Source organism: Sphingomonas sp. AAP5, assembly GCF_004354345.1.
In the GTDB taxonomy this organism is placed as follows: Bacteria; Pseudomonadota; Alphaproteobacteria; order Sphingomonadales; family Sphingomonadaceae; genus Sphingomonas; species Sphingomonas glacialis.
Window position 1 is genome coordinate 1,879,102 of sequence record NZ_CP037913.1, and the last position, 19,590, is coordinate 1,898,691.

Annotated in this window: 19 protein-coding genes; 10 read left to right on the forward strand and 9 right to left on the reverse strand. The window is 66.3% G+C overall.

Going from position 1 to position 19,590, the window contains the following annotated elements:
- Positions 1-68 precede the first annotated feature (68 nt).
- A complete protein-coding gene (locus E2E30_RS08610) occupies positions 69-2,111 on the forward strand; it encodes a putative bifunctional diguanylate cyclase/phosphodiesterase (protein ID WP_133189056.1) in 2,043 nt (680 codons plus the stop codon).
- A gap of 4 nt (positions 2,112-2,115) precedes the next feature.
- Here the strand turns inward: E2E30_RS08610 and E2E30_RS08615 are convergent, their stop codons facing one another.
- Both E2E30_RS08615 and E2E30_RS08620 read right to left on the reverse strand, forming a co-directional pair.
- Complete coding sequence (locus E2E30_RS08615; RefSeq protein ID WP_133189058.1) at positions 2,116-2,571, reverse strand: MarR family winged helix-turn-helix transcriptional regulator; 456 nt, start codon at positions 2,569-2,571, stop codon at positions 2,116-2,118.
- Between the two features lie 17 nt (positions 2,572-2,588).
- Positions 2,589-3,014: an organic hydroperoxide resistance protein gene (locus E2E30_RS08620; RefSeq protein ID WP_133189060.1), complete on the reverse strand. Its 426-nt coding sequence runs from the start codon at positions 3,012-3,014 to the stop codon at positions 2,589-2,591.
- A gap of 139 nt (positions 3,015-3,153) precedes the next feature.
- Between E2E30_RS08620 and E2E30_RS08625 the strand changes: the two genes are divergently transcribed.
- On the forward strand, positions 3,154-3,798 hold the full coding sequence (locus E2E30_RS08625; RefSeq protein ID WP_165954482.1) for a DsbA family oxidoreductase: 645 nt from the start codon (positions 3,154-3,156) through the stop codon (positions 3,796-3,798).
- 28 nt (positions 3,799-3,826) lie between these two features.
- A complete protein-coding gene (locus E2E30_RS08630; protein ID WP_133189064.1) occupies positions 3,827-4,912 on the forward strand; it encodes an alkene reductase in 1,086 nt (361 codons plus the stop codon).
- Between the two features lie 40 nt (positions 4,913-4,952).
- Here the strand turns inward: E2E30_RS08630 and E2E30_RS08635 are convergent, their stop codons facing one another.
- Together E2E30_RS08635 and E2E30_RS08640 are read right to left on the reverse strand one after the other, a co-directional pair.
- Positions 4,953-5,867, reverse strand: a complete 915-nt coding sequence (locus tag E2E30_RS08635) for a hypothetical protein (RefSeq protein ID WP_133189066.1) — start codon at positions 5,865-5,867, stop codon at positions 4,953-4,955.
- A gap of 29 nt (positions 5,868-5,896) precedes the next feature.
- Complete coding sequence (locus E2E30_RS08640; RefSeq protein ID WP_133189068.1) at positions 5,897-7,105, reverse strand: MFS transporter; 1,209 nt, start codon at positions 7,103-7,105, stop codon at positions 5,897-5,899.
- Between the two features lie 102 nt (positions 7,106-7,207).
- Between E2E30_RS08640 and E2E30_RS08645 the strand changes: the two genes are divergently transcribed.
- Complete coding sequence (locus tag E2E30_RS08645; RefSeq protein WP_133191999.1) at positions 7,208-8,116, forward strand: LysR family transcriptional regulator; 909 nt, start codon at positions 7,208-7,210, stop codon at positions 8,114-8,116.
- A 69-nt stretch (positions 8,117-8,185) separates the two neighbouring features.
- Here E2E30_RS08645 and E2E30_RS08650 read toward each other — a convergent pair whose 3' ends face one another.
- A complete protein-coding gene (locus E2E30_RS08650; protein ID WP_133189069.1) occupies positions 8,186-9,475 on the reverse strand; it encodes a tetratricopeptide repeat protein in 1,290 nt (429 codons plus the stop codon).
- 182 nt (positions 9,476-9,657) lie between these two features.
- Here E2E30_RS08650 and yaaA point away from each other — a divergent pair, with 182 nt between their 5' ends.
- The 5 genes from yaaA (at position 9,658) to E2E30_RS08675 (ending at position 14,879) form a co-directional block, all read left to right on the forward strand.
- Entirely contained in the window at positions 9,658-10,410 is a 753-nt protein-coding gene (gene yaaA, locus E2E30_RS08655; protein ID WP_133189070.1) for a peroxide stress protein YaaA, read from the forward strand.
- On the forward strand, positions 10,407-11,105 hold the full coding sequence (locus tag E2E30_RS08660) for an SDR family NAD(P)-dependent oxidoreductase (RefSeq protein WP_133189071.1): 699 nt from the start codon (positions 10,407-10,409) through the stop codon (positions 11,103-11,105). The genes yaaA and E2E30_RS08660 overlap by 4 nt, the downstream gene beginning before the upstream one ends.
- Before the next feature lie 221 nt (positions 11,106-11,326).
- On the forward strand, positions 11,327-11,644 hold the full coding sequence (locus E2E30_RS08665; protein WP_133189072.1) for a hypothetical protein: 318 nt from the start codon (positions 11,327-11,329) through the stop codon (positions 11,642-11,644).
- Between the two features lie 110 nt (positions 11,645-11,754).
- Entirely contained in the window at positions 11,755-14,526 is a 2,772-nt protein-coding gene (gyrA, locus tag E2E30_RS08670; RefSeq protein WP_133189073.1) for a DNA gyrase subunit A, read from the forward strand.
- Positions 14,523-14,879, forward strand: a complete 357-nt coding sequence (locus E2E30_RS08675) for a DUF952 domain-containing protein (RefSeq protein WP_133189074.1) — start codon at positions 14,523-14,525, stop codon at positions 14,877-14,879. The genes gyrA and E2E30_RS08675 overlap by 4 nt, the downstream gene beginning before the upstream one ends.
- A gap of 9 nt (positions 14,880-14,888) precedes the next feature.
- Here the strand turns inward: E2E30_RS08675 and E2E30_RS08680 are convergent, their stop codons facing one another.
- The 3 genes from E2E30_RS08680 to E2E30_RS08690 form a co-directional block, all read right to left on the reverse strand.
- A complete protein-coding gene (locus tag E2E30_RS08680; RefSeq protein WP_165954483.1) occupies positions 14,889-15,227 on the reverse strand; it encodes a PilZ domain-containing protein in 339 nt (112 codons plus the stop codon).
- 99 nt (positions 15,228-15,326) lie between these two features.
- Positions 15,327-15,758 carry a DUF488 domain-containing protein gene (locus E2E30_RS08685; RefSeq protein ID WP_133189076.1) on the reverse strand — a complete coding sequence of 144 codons (432 nt, stop codon included), beginning with the start codon at positions 15,756-15,758 and terminating at the stop codon, positions 15,327-15,329.
- A 69-nt stretch (positions 15,759-15,827) separates the two neighbouring features.
- Positions 15,828-17,534, reverse strand: a complete 1,707-nt coding sequence (locus E2E30_RS08690; RefSeq protein ID WP_133189077.1) for a tetratricopeptide repeat protein — start codon at positions 17,532-17,534, stop codon at positions 15,828-15,830.
- A 224-nt stretch (positions 17,535-17,758) separates the two neighbouring features.
- On the opposite strand from E2E30_RS08690, the gene trmFO reads away from it, so the two are divergent.
- Positions 17,759-19,072, forward strand: coding sequence for a methylenetetrahydrofolate--tRNA-(uracil(54)-C(5))-methyltransferase (FADH(2)-oxidizing) TrmFO (gene trmFO / locus E2E30_RS08695; protein ID WP_133189078.1), 1,314 nt, complete (start codon positions 17,759-17,761; stop codon positions 19,070-19,072).
- 9 nt (positions 19,073-19,081) lie between these two features.
- Here trmFO and E2E30_RS08700 read toward each other — a convergent pair whose 3' ends face one another.
- Positions 19,082-19,567 carry an EF-hand domain-containing protein gene (locus E2E30_RS08700; RefSeq protein WP_133189079.1) on the reverse strand — a complete coding sequence of 162 codons (486 nt, stop codon included), beginning with the start codon at positions 19,565-19,567 and terminating at the stop codon, positions 19,082-19,084.
- Between the last annotated feature and the right edge of the window lie 23 nt (positions 19,568-19,590).

A 19,590-nucleotide genomic window follows, 5' to 3' on the forward strand; every position in this document is an offset into this window, starting at 1 on the left:
TTCCGGAACATCCCGCAGCCAGCCGCCATTTTTACCCGATCGTTACGGATAGCGTGCAAGGGGCAGTCATGGTCGATACCACTCTATCCGGCGAATCTCCCGGCGCATCGTCAGCCTTTGGGGAAGCGTCGTGCTCGGACTGGCGCGTCCGGGTCGATCAGCTGGTCGAGGCGCAGCGCAGCGTGGCGATCGCGCTGCCGATCAACGTCCTGCTCACCCTGCTCTGCGCCGCCGTCGCGTGGCACGCCGGCGCCACGCGCATGGCGCTGCTCTGGCTCGCTGCATCGTTGAGCGTCAATATCGCACGCGGTGTCTTGCAGTGGCGCACGCGAGGTCGGCGCAGCGCGGCAACACCGCCCGTCACCCCCGCGGCCGTCGAACGCCAGCTCCGCGCCTTGTGGGTCGTCACGCTCGCGTCGGGGTGCGCGTGGGCGACGCTGCCGTGGCTGTGCGCGCTCTACACGACGCAGCAATCGTTGTTCTTTCTCGCGGTCGGCTGCGGCATAACCGCCGGCGCGGTGTCGCATGGCGGCGCGTGCGCGCGCGTGCCGATCGCCTTCATCACGCCGCCGATCGTTTCGACCGCGATCGCGCTGCTCGCGGTCGGCGGGTTCGATCGCACGATGCTCGCGGCGACGATGGTGCTCTATTGGGCGGCGTTGGTCGCCACCGCGCGGCAGGCCGAGGCGACCTTCCGCCGCGCCAGCGCGCTGACGCACTGCATGGCGACGCTCAACAGCTCGCTCGAATCCGCGAATGCCAGCGCGCAGAGCACCGCGAGCGAGATGCGCCACCGCGCCGACCATGACCATCTGACTGGCTTGCTCAATCGGGCCGGTTTCCTGCGCGCCGCTGCGGCGCAGATGGAGCGGGCCAAGCCGCCCTTCTGCCTGATGCTGCTCGATCTCGACGGCTTCAAGGCGATCAACGACGTGTTCGGTCACAAGATCGGCGACGAGGTCCTGGTCGAGGTGGCGCAACGGCTGTGTCGCGAATTGCCTGAGGATGTCCTCATCAGCCGCTGGGGTGGCGACGAGTTCGCCGTCCTGCTCGCGGCCGATGCCGCGCTCACCCCGCCGCTCGATCTCGCCGACCGGCTGATCGGCGCGGTGGCGGCGCCATACCCGACCTTCGGCACGGTGGCGCGTGTCGGGCTGAGCGTCGGGCTGCATTTGACGCACGACAGCGAGATGCCCGAAATGTTGTCGTGCGCCGATCTCGCGCTGTATGCGGCCAAGGCGGCGGGGCGGAATCGCTGCCACGTGTTCGGCGACGATCTGCGCAGCACGCTCGACTTGCGCCGCGACATCGAGCGCGATCTGCCCGCGGCGCTGATCCGGGCTGAAGTGGACGTGTGGTTCCAGCCGATGTTCGGCGATGGCGGCACCCGGGTCTTCGGGCTGGAGGCACTGGTGCGCTGGCAGCATCCGACGCTCGGCTGGATCATGCCCGCCGATCTGATGGCGACCGCCGCCAAAGCGGGCTTCGCGCGGCCGCTGATGGACCTGATCCTCGACCGCGTCTGCACGATGATCGCGGCGCTTCGCGAGCGCGGTGTCGATCATGTCACCGTCGCGATGAACGTATCACCGCGCGAAATGTCGCAATTGCCGGTCGACCGGATGATCCTGTCCGCGCTGGCGGAGCGCAGCTTGCCCCCCACCGCGCTCGAGATCGAGATCACCGAGGAGACCGCACTCGACACCGCCGATTGCGCACGCAAGCTGATGGCGCTGTCGAATGCGGGAATCCGCATCGCGATCGACGATTTCGGGATCGGCTATTCGTCGCTGTCGCTGCTGCGCACGCTCAAGGTCGACAGCCTCAAGATCGATCGCTGCTTCGTCTCGGGGCTTGCCGATTCGGCGGGCGACCAAGTGCTGGTCAAGGCGGTGCTCAACCTCGGCCAGTCGCTGCGGATCGACGTGACCGCCGAGGGCGTCGAGAGCATCGACGATCTGCGCATGTTGCGGACCTTCGGCTGCCAGATGATGCAGGGCTATCACCTCGCGCGCCCGATGCCGATGGCGCAGTGCCTCGCCTTCGTCGCCGACTCGCAGGCGCGGTCGCTCGCGCCGGGCGACGACGGCGTGCACCGGCTCGCGGGCTGAGGCCCTAGGAGAGCTCCGCCTCGGCGGTCGCGAGAACGCCGACGAGATGCTGCACCGTCGCGCGGAGATCGGAAAGTTCGGCCGCTGACAGACCGAGCCCGCTCGCCAATGTCTGCGGCACCGCGCGCGCGGCGTCGCGCAACGCCACGCCCTGTGCGGTCACGCCGACCAGCACCCGGCGTTCGTCGGCGGAATCGCGCTGACGCGTCACCAGCCCGGCGCTCTCCATCCGTTTGAGCAGCGGCGTCAGCGTGCCGCTGTCGAGATGCAGCCGCTCGCCGAGTGCGCCGACGCTTTGCGGTGCCTGCTCCCACAGCACGAGCATCACCAGATACTGCGGATAGGTGAGCCCGAGTTCTGCCAGCACCGGGCGATACAGCCGGCCGAACAGATTGGAGGCGGCGTAGAGCGGGAAGCAGACCTGTCGGTCGAGCCGCAGAAAATCGTCGTCTTCGCGCATCGCCGCCTCCGTGTGCGTCACTTGGTGGTGACGGTGATCTTGACGTCGATATTGCCCTTTACCGCGTTCGAATAGGGGCACACCGCATGCGCTTGCGCGACGAGCGCCTCGGCAGCGGCCTGATCGAGCCCGGTGATCGTCACGTCGAGCGCGACCGACAGGACAAAGCCACCCGAAGCATTGGGCGACAGGCCGACCTCTGCGACGACGAGGATATCGTCATCCTTGACCTTCTGCGGCTTGCTGCGGCCGACATGGATCACCGCATTTTCGAAGCAAGCGGCATAGCCCGCGGCGAACAGTTGCTCGGGATTCGTCGCGCCGCCCTTGCCGCCGAGTGCGGCCGGCATCGCAAGCTGAAGGTCGAGCAAGCCGTCGTCGCTGCGAATCGTGCCGCTGCGGCCGCCGACTGCGGTTACCTTGGTGCTGTAGAGCGTGCTCATCGTGGTTCTCCTGGAGTGAGGATCGGGGAAGCGGTTATATTGTGTACAATATAATTTGATACAAGTGAGTTCCGCCCCTGTTTTTGCGTCGCCCAGTCCCCACATCGCCTTTCAACACTCCAACCGCAGATGGTGCCTTATGCCCAAGCCAATGAAGATCGATTTCGTTTCAGACGTGTCCTGCCCGTGGTGCATCATCGGGTTGCGCGCGCTCGAGGACGCGCTCGCGCGGACGAGCGACGTGGTCGATGCCGAAATCACCTTCCAGCCGTTCGAACTCAATCCGCAGATGGGCAAGGACGGCCAGAACATCGGAGAGCATATCGCCGAGAAATATGGCGCGACGCCCGAGCAATCCGCCGCCAACCGCGCGACGATCCGCGAGCGCGCCGCCGATCTCGGCTTCACGATGGCGATGGGCGCTGACAGCCGCATCTACAACACTTTCGACGCGCACCGCTTGCTTCATTGGGCCGAGCTCGAAGGCAAGCAAGCAGACCTCAAGCGCGCGTTGTTCCAAGCGTATTTCACCGATCAGCAGGATCCCTCGGACCATGCCGTCCTGGTCGCGCTCGCCGAAAAGGTCGGGCTCGATCGGGCACGCGCCGCGGAAATCCTGGAGAGCGACGCCTATGCCCGCGAAGTCCGCGCCGCCGAGCAGCTCTGGCAATCGCGCGGCATCTCCTCCGTCCCCGCGATCATCATCAACGATCGTCACTTGATCTCGGGCGGCCAGCCGACCGAATTCTTCGAGCGCGCGATCCGCGACATCGCTGCCGCCTGATCCCCCTCACCGACCGAAAGACACACAAATGGCTACCCTGTTCGACAGCTACACGCTCGGCACGATCCCGCTTGCCAATCGCATCGTGATGGCCCCGCTCACGCGTAACCGCGCGGCGGCGGGCTTCGTCCCCGGCCCGTTCGCCGCCGATTATTATGCACAGCGCGCCACCGCCGGCCTGCTCATCGCCGAGGCGACGCAGGTCTCGCAGCAAGGCCAAGGCTATCAGGACACGCCCGGAATCTACACCGATGCGCAAGTCGAAGGCTGGCGCGTCGTGACCGACCGGGTCCACGCGGCAGGCGGCAAGATCTTCCTCCAGCTGTGGCATGTCGGGCGCATCTCGCATGTCGACCTCCAGCCCAACGGCGGCGCCCCCGTCGCGCCCTCGGCGATCCGCGCGGAGGCGAAGACCTTCGTCGGCAATGCCTTTGTCGACACCTCGACGCCGCGCGCGCTCGAGCTCGACGAGATGCCCGGCATTGTCGAGGACTTCCGCCGCGCGGCTGCCAACGCGATCCGTGCCGGTTTCGACGGCGTCGAGGTGCACGGCGCCAATGGCTATCTGCTCGACCAGTTCGCCAAGGACGGCGCGAACCTCCGGACCGACGCGTACGGCGGCAGCATCGAGAACCGCGCACGGCTGATGCTCGAGGTGACCAAGGCGGTCGTCGCCGAGGTCGGTGCCGATCGCACCGGCATTCGCATTTCGCCGGTCTCGCCTGCAAGCGGCGTTTCGGACAGCAACCCACAGCCGCTGTTCGACTATATCGTCGATCACCTCAGCGCGCTGGACTTGGTCTATCTCCACGTGATCGAGGGCGCGACCGGCGGCGATCGCGATTTCGCGCCGTTCGATTACGCCTCGCTGCGCCGCCGTTTCGCCAACACCTATATGGCGAATAACGGCTACACGCTCGAACTCGCCACCACGGCAGTCGAGTCGAATACTGCCGATCTGATCGCGTTCGGGCAGCCGTACATCGCCAATCCCGATCTCGTTGAGCGCTTCAAGCAGCATGCGCCGCTCAACACGATCGATCAGGCCACGCTCTATGGCGGCGGCGCGAAGGGCTACACCGACTATCCGACGCTCGCCGAGCAGACCGCCTGACGGGGTGGCGGGGCCGGAGCAGTGCCGGCCCCGGTTGCATTTAGGTGAGCGAGCCGGTCCGGATGAGGTCGCAGACATCGTCCGCGACTTGATTGTTCGCGCCGAGCCGCTCGATCAACTGCGCCGCACGGCTGCCACGCAGGCCCGCGATTGTCAGCGTCTTGTCGCGGACATAGGTGTAGACCCCGCTCACCGCGAACGCCGTCGCATAGGCGATATGCGCCTTCTGCGCGTCGATCGTCGCGCGGAACGCTTCGGTTTCGAAGAAGGCGCGCCGCGTCATCGTCTCGAACGCGATCTCGACCACGGCAATCGTCGTCCGCTCGGGCGGCACCTGATGGTCGACATTGGGGGCGGGCGGTGCCGGCTCGGCATTGTCATAGGTCTGCGGAAGATGCAGCCGCAGCTTCAGCACCGCTGGCTCCGCCGCAAGCGTTTCGGCAAAATTGCTCATGAAGTCGCCGAACGCCTTCGCGTCGGTCCCGGCCGCGCCGAAATGGACGTGGATCCGGTCGATCCCGTCATCGCCATTGGGAACCGGGTCGGGCAAGCGGTCGACCAAAGTGCGCGACCCGTCCGGCAGAGCGTATGCGACGGTCGCGGCGAACATGTTCTGCTCGTCGGCGAAGAGGATCGAGCTCGCTGCGTTGAACACGCCCTGATCGTCCGCCGACAAGAAGCCGATCTCGACCCCACCATCGAGTTCATAGTCGGGGAACGGCGCGATCCCGTCGACTTCCGGCCAGAGATGCGCATCATGCTCGCGGTCGAAATGGTTCTGAACGTACCAGCCGAGCCCGGCAATACGCGAGCAGAGCGGGCCATGGACGTCCCGCCAATAGGTCGCAAACACGTCGTGCGGCACGCGCGGGCGGCGCAGGACGGTGGTGTAGCTGTTGATCGCGATGCCGGCATCGCGCGCGGCATAATCGGTGGTGATCGAAACCTTGGGCATGACGATACTCCTGAAAAGCGGTGGGGGCTTTATGCGGCCGCGCTTGCCGGCTTAAGCCGACCGACCAGCGCCGCGACGATAGCGGCCAGCACGGCGATGGCCGCTGCGACATAACCGACCGTCCCGAGCCCGAGATGCTGGATCACCGACCCGCCGATGATCGCGCCGAGCCCGATTCCGGCATTCGCCATCGACACGTTGAGCGTGCCCGCAAGCGCCTGCGCATGGCTCGCCGACTGCATCACGCGGACCTGGCAGATCGGATAGAGCGCCGTATTGGCGATCCCCCACACCGCAATCGCCACCGCGAGCCAGAGATGCGAGCCCGCCACCAGCGTCGTCGCCGCCATGCTGATCGCGAGCACGAGCGCCGTGACCGCGGTCACCATCAGCGGCCCACGCCCGACGAATTGTCCGCCCAGCCAGTTGCCACCCAGCCCGACGACGCCGAAGCCCATCAGCCACCAGCCGACTTGCCCGACCGGGATCTTCGCGATCTGCTCGAGCGTGTCGGCGAGATAGGTATAGGCGGTGAACATCGCGGTAAAGACGATCACCGACAGCACGACATTGCCGAGGAAATACGGGTCCTTGAGGATCCGCGCCTGCTCGGCAAGCTTGACGCGCGCCGGCCGCGCCAGCGTCGGCATCACCACGAACAGCAATACCGCCATCACCAGCGACAGCCCCGCCAGCCCCCAGAACGTCCCGCGCCAGCCGAACGCGGTCGAGGCGAGCGTGCCGATCGGAATGCCGAGCACCATCGCGCCCGAAATCCCGAGATAGACATTGGCGACCGCCTTGCCGGCCTTTTCGGGCCCGGCGAGCTCGCCCGCAGTCTCGCTCGCCGTGCCCCAGAACACCGGCAGCGCGAGCGCGGGAAGGAAGCGCGCGAGACCGAGAATCCAGATGTCGGGCGCGGCCGCGGCAAGCGCGTTGGCGCCGGCGAAGATCACCAGGATCGTGACGAACAGCCGCTTGCGCTCGAAATGCGAGAGCAGCGCCGTCAGGAACGGCCCCGCCAGCATCACCGTGAAAGCGAACAGCGTGACGAGTTGACCCGCGGTCGAGATCGAAACCCCGAGATCGCGCGACAGGCTCGGCAGCAGCCCGACGATGATGAACTCGGTCGTCACGATCACGAACGCCGAGATGGCAAGCAGCAGCACCGCGAGCCCGCGCCCCGCCGATGGTACCGCGGGCGGCGCTGCGAGATGGGGATGGACGACGGACGACATGGGCAGGCTCCTGTTCAGCCGCCTCTAACGCGCGACGGAAAGTTCAGTCGCACGGCGTTTTTTCCGCTATGGTGCGACAAAAATTCCAGAATGGAGCTAGGTTTGATCCCGTCCGAACGTCTCAAGGGCATCGAAGCATTTGTCTGCGCGGCCGATGCGGGGAGCTTCACTGCCGCCGGCGCACGCCTTAACCTCACCAACTCGGCGGTCAGCAAGAGCGTCGCGCGGCTCGAGGCGCGGCTCGGCAGCCGCTTGTTCGACCGCACGACGCGCCGGCTCGCCTTGACCGACGCCGGCGCGGCCTTCTACGAAACCTGCGCGCGCGTGCTCGGCGACCTCGCCGACGCCGAGGCGGTGCTCGCCTCGCAGCGCTCCGAGATCGTCGGGCGGCTCAAGCTCGACGTGCCGGTGGCGTTCGGGCGGATGCAAGTGATGCCCGTGCTGCTCGCCTTCGCAGAACAACATCCCGGGGTGCGCCCGGTCGTTACCTTCACTGATCGCGTGGTCGACATTATCGAGGAAAGCGTCGACGTCGCGATCCGGATCGGCGGCTCGGAGGTTTGGGCGGACAATCTCGGGCACCGCTATCTCGGGCGCGAGCGCGTGATCTTCTGCGCGGCGCCCGGGTATCTTGCGCGCCGCGGCACGCCGGCTTCGGTCGAGGCGCTCACCGCGCTCGACTGCATTCTCTACGGCCGCGCCGACGGCAGCACGATCGCATGGCGCTTCGCCGATACTGCGGGCGGGATCGAACAGCGGACGATGGACGGGCGGATCGTGCTCGGCAGCGCCGAGGCGCAGGTTGGCGCGGTCAAGGCAGGCTTCGGCGTCGCGCAGCTGGCGACCTGGCTGATCAAGGACGAGCTCGCGCGTGGCGAACTGATCGAGATCCTCCCCGAACTGGCGACGGTCGGGCTGCCGCTGCATCTCGTCTGGCCGCGCAGCCGCCAGCTCAGTCCGAAGGTCGATGCGCTGATCGAGGCGCTGACCGCCGGCCTCGAGATCGCCTGACCGGCATCCTGCCAAAACAAAAAGGGCGACCCGAGGGCCGCCCTTTTCGCTTCACGTCTCAGACGATCCTCATGCAGCCGTAGGCGGCGCGTCGACGAACACCGTCCACAGCCGCGCGATTGCCTTGTTGGGCTCGGCCGCGACCTTGGCGAGCGTCGTCTTGGCGGCGGCACGATCCCCCGACAGCGCGAGCGCCATCCCGAGGTGGAGGTTGTTGCGGTCGGCGTCGGGTGCGCCCTTGGTCTCGCACAGGCGGTACATCTCGATCGCCTTGGCGTAGTTGCGCGTGCCGAAATAGGCGTCGCCCGCCTGCTGCGCGAGATCGCCCTTGGGGGCGCCCATCGCGTTCTTTTCCTTGATGGCGAGCGAAGAGCTGCCCGCGATCCCGGTCTTGGCGCGCGTCTGCAGCTCGGTCGCGGTGATGTTGCCCTTGGGGATCACGCCCGACGCGAGACCCTCGTCGATCACGGTCTTGGCTTCATTGGGCAGGCCGATCGTCAGCGCGGCATCGGCATAGTCGATATATTCGCGCTGGCCGGCCTGGCTCTTGGTCGCCCACAGCAAGCGGAACAGATCGATCCGGTTCTTGCTGTACTTGACCGCCGCCGGGCCCTGGAAGCCGAAGGTGTAGATCGCACCGCGCCAGTTCGGCGCCGTGCCATATTCGGTCAGCCAGGCTGCGGTCCAGGCATCGGCCTGCTCGGTCAGGCCGGCCTTGGTCAGACGCGTGAAGGCATATTTATACCAAGCCTCGGGCGCCTTGCGGCCAGCGGCCTTCTCGGCCTTCACTGCGGCTTCGAGATCGGCGGTGCCGCCAGCGACGTCGCCGGCTTCGACCTTCGAGCGCGCGATGTTGAGCTGGAGGTCGGCATCGGTCGCGCCGAGCTCGCGTGCCTTCATATAGTCTTGCGCCGCCAGCTTATAATCCTTGGTCGCAAACGCGAAACCGGCGCGCTCGTTATAGCGAATGCCGAGTTCGGTCTTCGGCGTCGCGGGATTGGCGATGATCGCGTCGAGCGGCGGGGTCAGCGCGGCGACGCGCTGGGTTTCGGGCTGGCCGGCGGTCTGCGCATTGATCAGCGCGAGGCGCAGACCCGAGGCGAGGTACTTTTCATAGTCGCTCTTGGCAGCGGCATCGAGCGCGTCGAGCGACGCTGCTGCCTTCACCAGATCCTTCGGGGTCGCGTTCATCGCGGTCTGCACTTCGACCGCGGCAGCGCGCGCTTCCTTCGACAGGCTCGGCGCGGCCGCATCGGCGGCCTTTTCCTTCTTTGCGGCGAAGGCGGGGGCGACGAGCGCCGCGCCGTTCATGCCGACGACAAGCGTGGCAGCCAAAGCGATTTTCGAGACCATCTTCATTGTCGAACTCTCCTCTTGCCGCGCGGCCGCGCGCGGCGGATTGCTGCCGCCGCTCTAACGCCGCGGGGTATACCGTCAAGCGACGGCAGTAGTGTCACCGCGACTGAACACCGCTTGAACCCGATATATCCCTGACGCGAGACTCTTTGACGCATTCGCGGCGGAAGCTTAACGGCGGGGCGATGATCGCCTTGCTCTCCCCCGCCAAGACGCTCGATTACGAGAGTCCCCTGCCCGCCCTCACGCCGACGACGCCGCGCTTCGTGGCCGAGGCCGAATCGCTCGCCAAATCGGCGGCGAACCTGTCGCAGAAACGGCTGTCCGAGCTGATGCATATCTCGCCCAAGCTCGCCAAGCTCAACGCCGACCGCTTCGCCGGTTTCGCCGATGCGCCCGAGCGCCCCGCGCTGTTCGCCTTCGCCGGCGACGTCTATACCGGCTTTGAGGCGCAGACGCTCGACGAGCCCGCGATCGCCTTTGCGCAGGATCATGTGCGGATGCTGTCGGGGTTGTACGGCCTGCTCCGCCCGCTCGACGCGATGAAGCCGTATCGCCTCGAGATGGGGACGCGCTGGGCACCACGCCGCCACAGCCTGTACGAATGGTGGGGCGACCGCATTGCCGCCGCGGTGCGCGAGGAGGTCTCGCACGAAGGATCGGGCGTCGTCCTCAATCTCGCCAGCCAGGAATATTTCGGCGCGGTGCTCGGCAAGCTCGACGGCGTGCGCGTCATCGACGTCGATTTCCGCGAGCCCGGCCCCGATGGCCCGCGTTTCGTCAGCTTCCACGCCAAAAAGGCACGGGGACTCGTCGCGCGCTGGCTGTGCGAGCATCGTATCACGGAGATCGACGACATGAAGGGTTTCGACACCGACGGCTATCGTTTCGACACGGCCGAGAGCACGGCCGATCGCTGGCGGTTCGCGCGGTCATGAGCGGCGCGGCCGTCATCATCGGCGCCTCGGGCGGGATCGGCGCAGCGTTCGAAGCGGCGCTGATCGAGGAAGGCGCGTACGACGTCGTCCACGGTTTCGCGCGGTCGCGAACCGGCGCGCAGCATCTCGATCTGACCGACGAGGCGAGCATCGCGGCAGCGGCAGCGCACGTCGCCAAGGGCCCGGCTCCCACGCTGGTGATCGTCGCGACCGGTATCCTCCACGCCGACGCGCGTGGCCCGGAAAAGGCGCTGCGCGAGCTCGATCCGGCATGGCTGGCGCGCGTCCACGCGATCAACGCGATCGGCCCCGCACTCGTCGCCAAGCATTTCCTGCCGATCACGCCCAAGACCGGGCGCAACGTCTTCGCCGCGCTGTCGGCACGGGTCGGGAGCATTTCGGACAACAAGATGGGCGGCTGGCACGGTTATCGTGCGTCGAAGGCCGCGCTCAACATGCTGGTGCGTACCATCGCGATCGAGGAAAAGCGCCGCAACGATCGTGCGATCGTCGTCGCGCTGCATCCGGGCACGGTCGACACCGCGCTGTCCAAGCCGTTCCAGGGCAATGTCCAGCCCGGCCGGCTGTTCGACACCGAGCGCGCCGCGCTGCAACTGCTCGACGTGATCGAGGAATTGAAGGCGCCCGATACCGGCAAGCTGTTCGATTTCGAAGGCAAGGAGGTGCCCTTCTAAGCCAACGGGGTGCTCTCCCGCCCGTTCGCCCTGAGCCTGTCGAAAGGCGCCGCTCCCCAAGTGCCGGTGCAAGCGGGGCTTCGACGGGCTCAGCCCGAACGAGATAGGAGCCGCCGCTCCATGACGAACTTGTCATCGTCGACCCATTGATATGGTCGCAAATCGGCCGCATTCTCTCGCCCATCGCGCATAACGCTCGAAGGTTTTTTGAGGGGACCGTCATGATCAGACACGCATTCACCGCCATCGTCCTGCTGTCGGGCACCGCCGCACTCGCGCAGACACCCGTCGCGACCAAGATGACCACCAAGACCACCGTCGCCAAGCCAGCCGCCGCGCCGACGACCAAGACGATGGTGACCACCACCAAGACCACCCCGCCCACCACGGCGGTCAAGGCCACCACCGCCGCACATTCGCGCACTACCAAGACCACCACGACAGGCGGCCGGATGGTCCAGGCGAAACTCGCCAACGGCAAGACCGTCACCTACAATTGCTCGCTGCCGGGCAACAAGACCAAGAGCGCCTGCAAATAACGCTCTCCCCACCCCTGCGCCCCCATCCGGGACATGCGCAGGGGTGGCATTCGTCGCCGTGCTGGGCTAGGGTTGTCGCAATCCCGTAACACAGCCGAAGGCACCGAAAATTGACCGACGAGACCGTGCTCGCCGACCCTTCCGATATTGCGCCGATCTCGATCGTCGACGAAATGAAGTCGAGCTATCTCGACTATGCGATGAGCGTGATCGTCGCGCGCGCGCTGCCCGACGTTCGTGACGGCCTGAAGCCCGTCCACCGCCGCATCCTGTGGTCGGCGAGCGAAAGCGGCTTCGTCTACAACCGCCCGTATCGCAAATGCGCGCGCATCGTCGGTGATGCGATGGGTAAGTATCACCCGCACGGCGACAGCTCGATCTACGACGCCTTGGTCCGCATGGCGCAGGACTGGTCGATGCGCGTCACGCTGATCGACGGCCAGGGCAATTTCGGCTCGATGGACCCGGATAAAGCCGCGGCAATGCGCTACACCGAGGCGCGTCTCGCCAAGGTGACGAATTCGCTGCTCGAGGACATCGACAAGGACACCGTCGATTTCACGCCGAACTACGATGGCTCGGAGCGCGAGCCTTCGGTGCTGCCCGCACGCTTCCCCAATTTGCTCGTCAACGGCGCCGGCGGCATCGCGGTCGGCATGGCGACCAACATCCCGCCGCACAATCTCGGCGAAGTGATTGACGCGACGCTCGCGATGCTCGACGCCAAGACCGGCGCGCGCGAGGCGCTCACCACCGAGGAACTGCTCGAGATCGTCCCCGGTCCCGATTTCCCGACCGGCGCGATCATCCTCGGCCGCTCGGGCGCACGCTCGGCCTATGAGACCGGCCGCGGCTCGGTGATCATCCGCTCGCGCTACGTCGTCGAGGAAGGCCGCGGCGATCGCCGCTCGATCGTGCTGACCGAGATCCCCTACCAGACCGGCAAGAACGGCCTGGTCGAGAAGATCGCCGAAGCCGCCAAGGACAAGCGGATCGAAGGCGTCAGCGACATTCGCGACGAATCGAGCCGCATGGGCGTGCGCATCGTCATCGACCTCAAGCGCGATGCGACCCCCGACGTCGTGCTCAACCAGCTGTGGCGGCACACCCCGGCGCAGTCGAGCTTCCCGGCGAACATGCTCGCGATCCGCGGCGGCCGTCCCGAACTGCTCAACTTGCGCGATATCCTCGAAGCGTTCGTCGGCTTCCGCGAGGAAGTCATCACGCGCCGCTCGAAGTTCGAGCTCGCCAAGGCGCGCGAGCGGGCGCATCTGTTGCTCGGCCTCGTTATCGCGGTCAGCAACCTTGATGAAGTCGTCAAGATCATCCGCGGCTCGTCGAGCCCCGCCGCGGCGCGCGAAGCCTTGTTGTCGCGCGACTGGCCGATCGCCGACATCGCGCCGTACATCCGGCTGGTCGAAGCGGTCGATACCGAGGTCACCGGCGCGACCTATCGCCTGTCCGAGCTGCAAGTCCGCGCGATCCTCGACTTGCGCCTGCATCGCCTGACCGCGCTCGGCCGCGACGAGATCGGCAACGAGCTCCAGGGCCTCGCCGATTCGATCGCCGAGCTGCTCGAGATCCTCGCCAACCGCGCCAAGCTGTACGCCGTGATGCGCGAAGAGCTGGTCGCGGTCCGCGCCGAATTCGCGACGCCTCGGAAAACCGAGATCGCCGCTGCCGCCGATGGCATCGACGACGAGGATCTGATCGAGCGCGAGGACATGGTCGTCACCGTGACGATGCAGGGCTATATCAAGCGCACCACGCTCGACACCTTCCGCGCCCAGGCACGCGGCGGCAAGGGCCGCGCCGGCATGGCGACCAAGGACGAGGACGCGATCACCAATTTGTTCGTGACGTCGACTCACACGCCGGTGCTGTTCTTCTCGACGCTCGGCAAGGTCTACCGGATGAAGGTCTGGAAGCTGCCCGAGGGCGGTGCTGCGACACGCGGCCGGCCGATGATCAACCTGCTTCCGCTGGCCGAGGGCGAGGTCATCTCGACCGTGCTCGCGCTGCCCGAGGACGAGGCCGAATGGGCCAAGCTCCACGTCATGTTCGCGACCGCAAACGGCAGCGTGCGCCGCAACTCGATGGACGCGTTTGCCAACATCCCGACCGCGGGCAAGATCGCGATGAAGTTCGAGGGGATCGACGAAGACGATCGCCTGATCGGCGTCGCTTTGCTGAGCGAAGAAGACGACGTCCTGCTCGCCACGCGCGCGGGCAAGGCGATCCGCTTTGCAGCGCATGAGGTCCGCGAGTTCCAGAGCCGCAACTCGACCGGCGTTCGCGGCATGGCGCTCAAGGGCGACGACAAGGTGATCTCGCTGTCGATCCTCCACCGCGTCGGCGCAACGCCCGACGAGCGCGAGGATTATCTCCGATTCGCACCGTGGAAGGGCGAGCGCGAGGGCGAGCCAACGATGGAGGCCGCGCGTTATCAGGAGTTGATGGAGCGCGAGCAGTTCGTGCTGACCGTTTGCGAGAACGGCTATGGCAAGCTGTCCTCGGCCTATGACTATCGTCGTACTGGCCGCGGTGGCCAGGGCATCACCAATATCGACAACATCCCACGCAACGGTCTCGTCGTTGCGAGCTTCGCTGCGACCAAGGGCCATCAGCTGATGCTCGTCACCGATCAGGCGAAAGTGATCCGCACCACGCTCGGCTCGATGCGCGTGATCGGCCGCAATTCGGCGGGCGTGAAGCTGTTCGATGTCGGCAAGAACGAGCATGTCGTCTCGGCCGCGCGGATCGAAGAGTCCGAAGGCGATGCCGAGGCCGACGTCCGCGACCTGACCGCGGTCGAGATCGCGCCCGACGATACGGCGGATACCGGCGACGATCTCGCCGCCGGCCCGGAGAATGGCGAATGAGCGACTTGCCGCTGACCGCGTACAAGGTGCTCACCGCCGAGCAGATGGCGACGCTGGAGCAGGAGGAATCCTTCGCCGGCGCGCCGGTCGATCTCGCCGACGGCTACATCCACCTCTCGACCGCCGAGCAGTTGACCGAGACGGTCGACAAGCATTTCGCCGGGCAGAGCGATCTGCACGTTGCTGCGGTCGATCTCGGATCGTTCGGTGCGGGCCTCAAATGGGAAGAGTCGCGCGGTGGCCAGCTCTTCCCGCATCTGTACGGCGGTCCGCTGCTGCTCGAGACGGTAATCGCCTACGGCCCGCTCGAGCGCGATGCCGACGGCAAGGTCAAGCTGCCCGTCGCCGGCTGAGCGCAAGGCTCAACCGCGCATCGCCACCGCTTTGGTGAAGGTGTTGAGGTTTGGCAGATAGGGATTGCTGCGAACGACGGCGAGCGGCGCGATCGGCTTGTGAAAGTTGACGCCGCACGCGGTGCCGTCGCTCCAGACCACGGTACCGACGACTTCGAGATCCTTGGCCAGCAACAGGACTTCCTGGCCGCGCTGCGGCAAATCGTGCCCACGAACGCATGCGCCGACGCAGGAAATATCGGCGATCTCGATCGCAAGTCGCTGGCGATCGACGATCACTGTCCCGGCGAAGCGAGTCGGGTACCGCTGCTCACGCCGCGCCGTCTGAAGCTCCTTGATGTTGCGCACGCCCATAATCCTGTCTACTCGGGTATTGGCCCTCGACCGATAACAGACGCTACGCAGCTCTGTTCCTAAGATTGATGCTTAGCAAAGTATGACGACACTTTAAGCGAACAGATCGATGACTTCGGCATCCGCCGCTTCGGCCTCGAGCAGCAGCGTGCGATGGCAATGCCGCGGGTCGCGCTCGAAGCACAACAGGGCGCTCGGCTTTTCCGCCGCGAGTTCCAGCATCTGCGCGGTTTGCGCCTGCGCTTCGGGCAGGACGAGCTGTTCGGCATAGACCGCCTCGAGCGTCGCCACATCGCCCTTCTTGGCAGCATCGCGCCCGCGCTTGGGCGTGCCGAGCGCCTTCAGATGGACATAGTCGATCCCTGCTTCGGCGAGCGACGCCGCAAGCGACGTCTTCGAAAATCCCGGCCGGCGCGACAAAGGCAGCGCGCGGACGTCGATCACGCGGGCGACGCCCGCACGAGTCAGCGCATCGATAAACGCGGCCATCGTCGTGGCTTCATACCCGATCGTATAGATCTTCATCGCAACTCCTCGTCCGCTATGTCGGAACGAAGCGCCGCGCGATCAATGCGTCCGCCGCGATACCGCAGCTCAGCGCGCGGCGTGTTGCGCGGCCCCCGACGCCGCAAGCAGCGCCTGTGCCCGGGTCTTTTCGGGTGAATCGTACCCGCCATAGAGCACCGGTATCAGCACTTGCCGCGCGAGATCGGCATGCCCCTGCCGCACCAGCTCCTGCGCGAGCAGCAGCCGTGGCCCGGGCGCGGCGGGGACTTCCTGCGTCACCTTGACGAGCCCGAGCATCGCCTGGTCGGGCACAGGCTCGCCCGCCTCGGCATAGCTGTTGAAGAAGGCGAGCAACGGGAGCGGCGTATCGTTGTCGATCCGCAGCGCGCGGACGATCGGCACACGCGCCGCTTTGAGCGCGGCCACGCGATCGGCCGTGGGGCCTGCCAGCGCCTGATGCGTCAGCGCGATTCCCTTCCACGCGAGCGCGCGAATATTGTCGGGAGTTCTGGCAAGCACGCGCTCGGCCGACTCGAGACAGGCGGCATTCTGACCAGCGCGGCACTCGACCTCGGCTTGGGTCAGCAATGCCTCGGGATTATACGGCAGATCGGCCACCGTATCGTGCAGCCGTGCCACCCATCCGCTGTCGGCCGGCGCGGCGGCAAGCCGGGTCCCTAGTTCGAGCCGCGCCTCGATCACCGCGGCGCTGCTGCGCGGCACGACGTTGATCGACGGATCGCCGCCCGGTGGTGGCACGGCGTCGGCGCGGGCATATTCGGTGCCACGCTCCTGATAGATGTCGAGATCGTGCTGGAGACGGCTGAGATCGCCGAACACCTTTGCCGCCTCGGCCATCGGCACGCCCTGTCCGATCGCCGCCATATAGCGTTGAAATTGCGCGCTCCGCTCGGCCTTGAGCTGCGAGAAGAGGAAGAAATGCGTCAACAGCCAGGCATGATACGGCGTCCAGCGCATCTTGCCCGTATCCCCCTGGAGATATTCCCCGGTTATGATCGGCTTCACGCGCAGCGGCCCATAGGCATTGAACACCTGACGGTAATCGAGCGGATCGCGCGCATAGTCGACCTTGCCGTCCCGCCGCACTTCGAGCGTCGAGAACAACGCGCCGACCCCGTCGAGATACCAGCGCGGATAGGCGGCTGGCACGTAGGTCAGCAGGAAATGCTGCGCGAACGCCGAATAGAGCACCGCCTCCCATCGCCGCGCGATCGGCGCACGCGCCATCGCGCCCATCATGCTCGTCCCGCCGCTCGCCTCGTCATTGGTCGACGTCGACCCATCTTCGAGATCGCGGTCCTCGGCGAGCGCGGTGGAAAGCTTGATCACTTGATCGGTCCGCGCGACGGCGAGGACCGGACCGTCCTCGCGCGGATCGTAATAGCGCTCGCCCGCAAAGGTCGTCGCATACGGGCCTTCTTCGGAGCGCAGGTTGGGAAGCTTCATCGCCTTGAAGAAATCGGCCGAGTCGACGAGCGTCACTTGCAGCTTCACCGTGTCGTCGGCGGCATTGGTCCGGTGATAGAGCCGCGCCATCAACGCATAGAGCCGCTCGAGCGTGTTGGTGACGCGCTTGAGTTCTGCCTCGCTCCCCTTGCTCGTGACGATGACATGCGCCGACTCGGCGCGACGCCATGCGCTCGGCGTATCCGACAGCCCTTGGACGACGATGTCGGGCCCGGTCTTGGCCTGGACCGGCGGCTGTTGTGCCGCGCCGGGTGCCGCGACGCCCCACCATATCACCGCTGCAGCAAGATACCGGCCGATCGCCATGACACGACTCCGTAAGGGGCGGCTTTCAACCGCGAGGAACGTTCTCCGAGCGCAATCATATCGCGCGGCGGGGGCGAGCGGTAGAGGGCGGGCGCGCTAAGTCTCGAAATTCATGCGTGAAGTTTCTGTCATCTCGCGAACGCATTGCTGTCGACGCGGGGCCGCCGGACGCTCCGCACGCACGGCCTTTGCCACCCCGCCCCGCGCCCGCTATCAGCCAGCACATGACACACGACGTACACATTATCGGCGGAGGCCTTGCGGGCTCCGAAGCCGCCTGGCAGCTCGCCGAGGCCGGCTTCAAGGTCAAGCTTTCGGAAATGCGCGGATCGGGCGAGATGACCCCGGCGCACCAGACCGATGGGCTCGCCGAACTCGTCTGCTCGAACAGCTTCCGCTCGGACGATGCGACGAGCAATGCGGTCGGGCTGATCCACCAGGAGATGCGCACGCTCGGCTCGCTGATCCTGCGCGAGGCGGACGTCCACAAGGTGCCCGCAGGCTCGGCGCTCGCGGTCGATCGCGATCGCTTTTCCGACGGCGTCACCGCAGCGCTCAGCGCGCACCCCAATATCACGATCGTCCGCGAACGCGTCGACGTCCTGCCCGCCGAGGGGCTCACGATCGTCGCGACGGGTCCGCTCACCGCGCCAGCGCTGGCCGACAATATCGGCGGCGCGACCGGCAAGGATGCGCTCGCTTTCTTCGACGCGATCGCGCCGATCGTCCATTTCGACAGCATCGACATGGAGACCGCCTGGATGGCGTCGCGGTGGGACAAGGGCGATACGAAGGATTACATCAACTGCCCAATGACGAAGGACGAGTATCTCGCCTTCCACACCGGGCTCATGGAAGGCGAAAAGACCGAGTTCAAGGAATGGGAGAACGTCCCCTATTTCGAAGGCTGCATGCCGATCGAGGTCGCCGCATCGCGCGGTGTCGACACCTTGCGCTACGGGCCGATGAAGCCGGTCGGGCTCGACGATCCGAGGACCGGGCGCTGGCCCTATGCGGTCGTGCAGCTGCGCCAGGACAATGCCTCGGCCACGCTGTGGAACATCGTCGGCTTCCAGACCAAATTGAAGCATAGCGAGCAGGTCCGCCTGTTCCGCACGATCCCCGGATTGCAGAATGCCGAGTTCGCACGGCTCGGCGGGCTGCACCGCAACACCTTCATCCGCTCGCCCGAACTGCTCGATCCGACGCTGCGGCTCAAGGCGCGCCCGAATATCCGCTTCGCCGGTCAGATCACCGGCTGCGAAGGCTATGTCGAAAGCTCGGCGATCGGATTGCTCGCGGGGCGCTTCGCCGCGGCCGAGCTCGGCGGGGCCGCGATGACGCCACCGCCGGTCGAAACCGCGCTCGGCGCGCTGCTCCACCACATCACCGGCGCGGCCGTCGCCGAGACGTATCAGCCGATGAACGTCAATTTCGGACTGTTCCCGCCGATCGAGGGCCGCACCAAGAAGGCCGATCGCAAGAAAATGTACACCGACCGTGCCCGCGACGCGCTTGGGGTGTGGATGGCAGCGTAACGCCGCCGTTCAGCTCTCCTCGGCGTTCGCCGGCGCGTCGTCCTTGGCCGCCGGCGGACAATCGCGCCGCACGCGCGGCGGCTTGCGCTTGACCGCGGTCCTGGCGAATTCGACGGGGGTCATCGCGCCCGATTTGTCGCCATCGGCCGCGGCGAACTTGCCTTCGGCCTTCACCGCCCATTCGTCGAACGCCAGCAGGCCGTCATGGTTGACGTCGAGCTTGGCGAACGCCTTGCGCCGCGCGGCGAGATATTCCTCGCGCGTCACCTTGCCGTCGCGGTCCTTGTCGTAGCGGTCGAAGCGCTTCTGCTCGCGCGTCCTGTCGCTCGCCTCGGGAACGGTATCGGGGAGCGCCGCCGCCGCGCCCGTCGCCTGTCCCTGCCCGACCGGCGCAAGCGGCAACGCGGCGACCGAGCGCGCGTTCCGATTGAACACCAGCATCCCCGCCGCCGCCAGCGCCAAAGCCGCAAGCCCGCCCACCAGATAGCGCCACATATCGTCCCCCCACGATTGTCGCG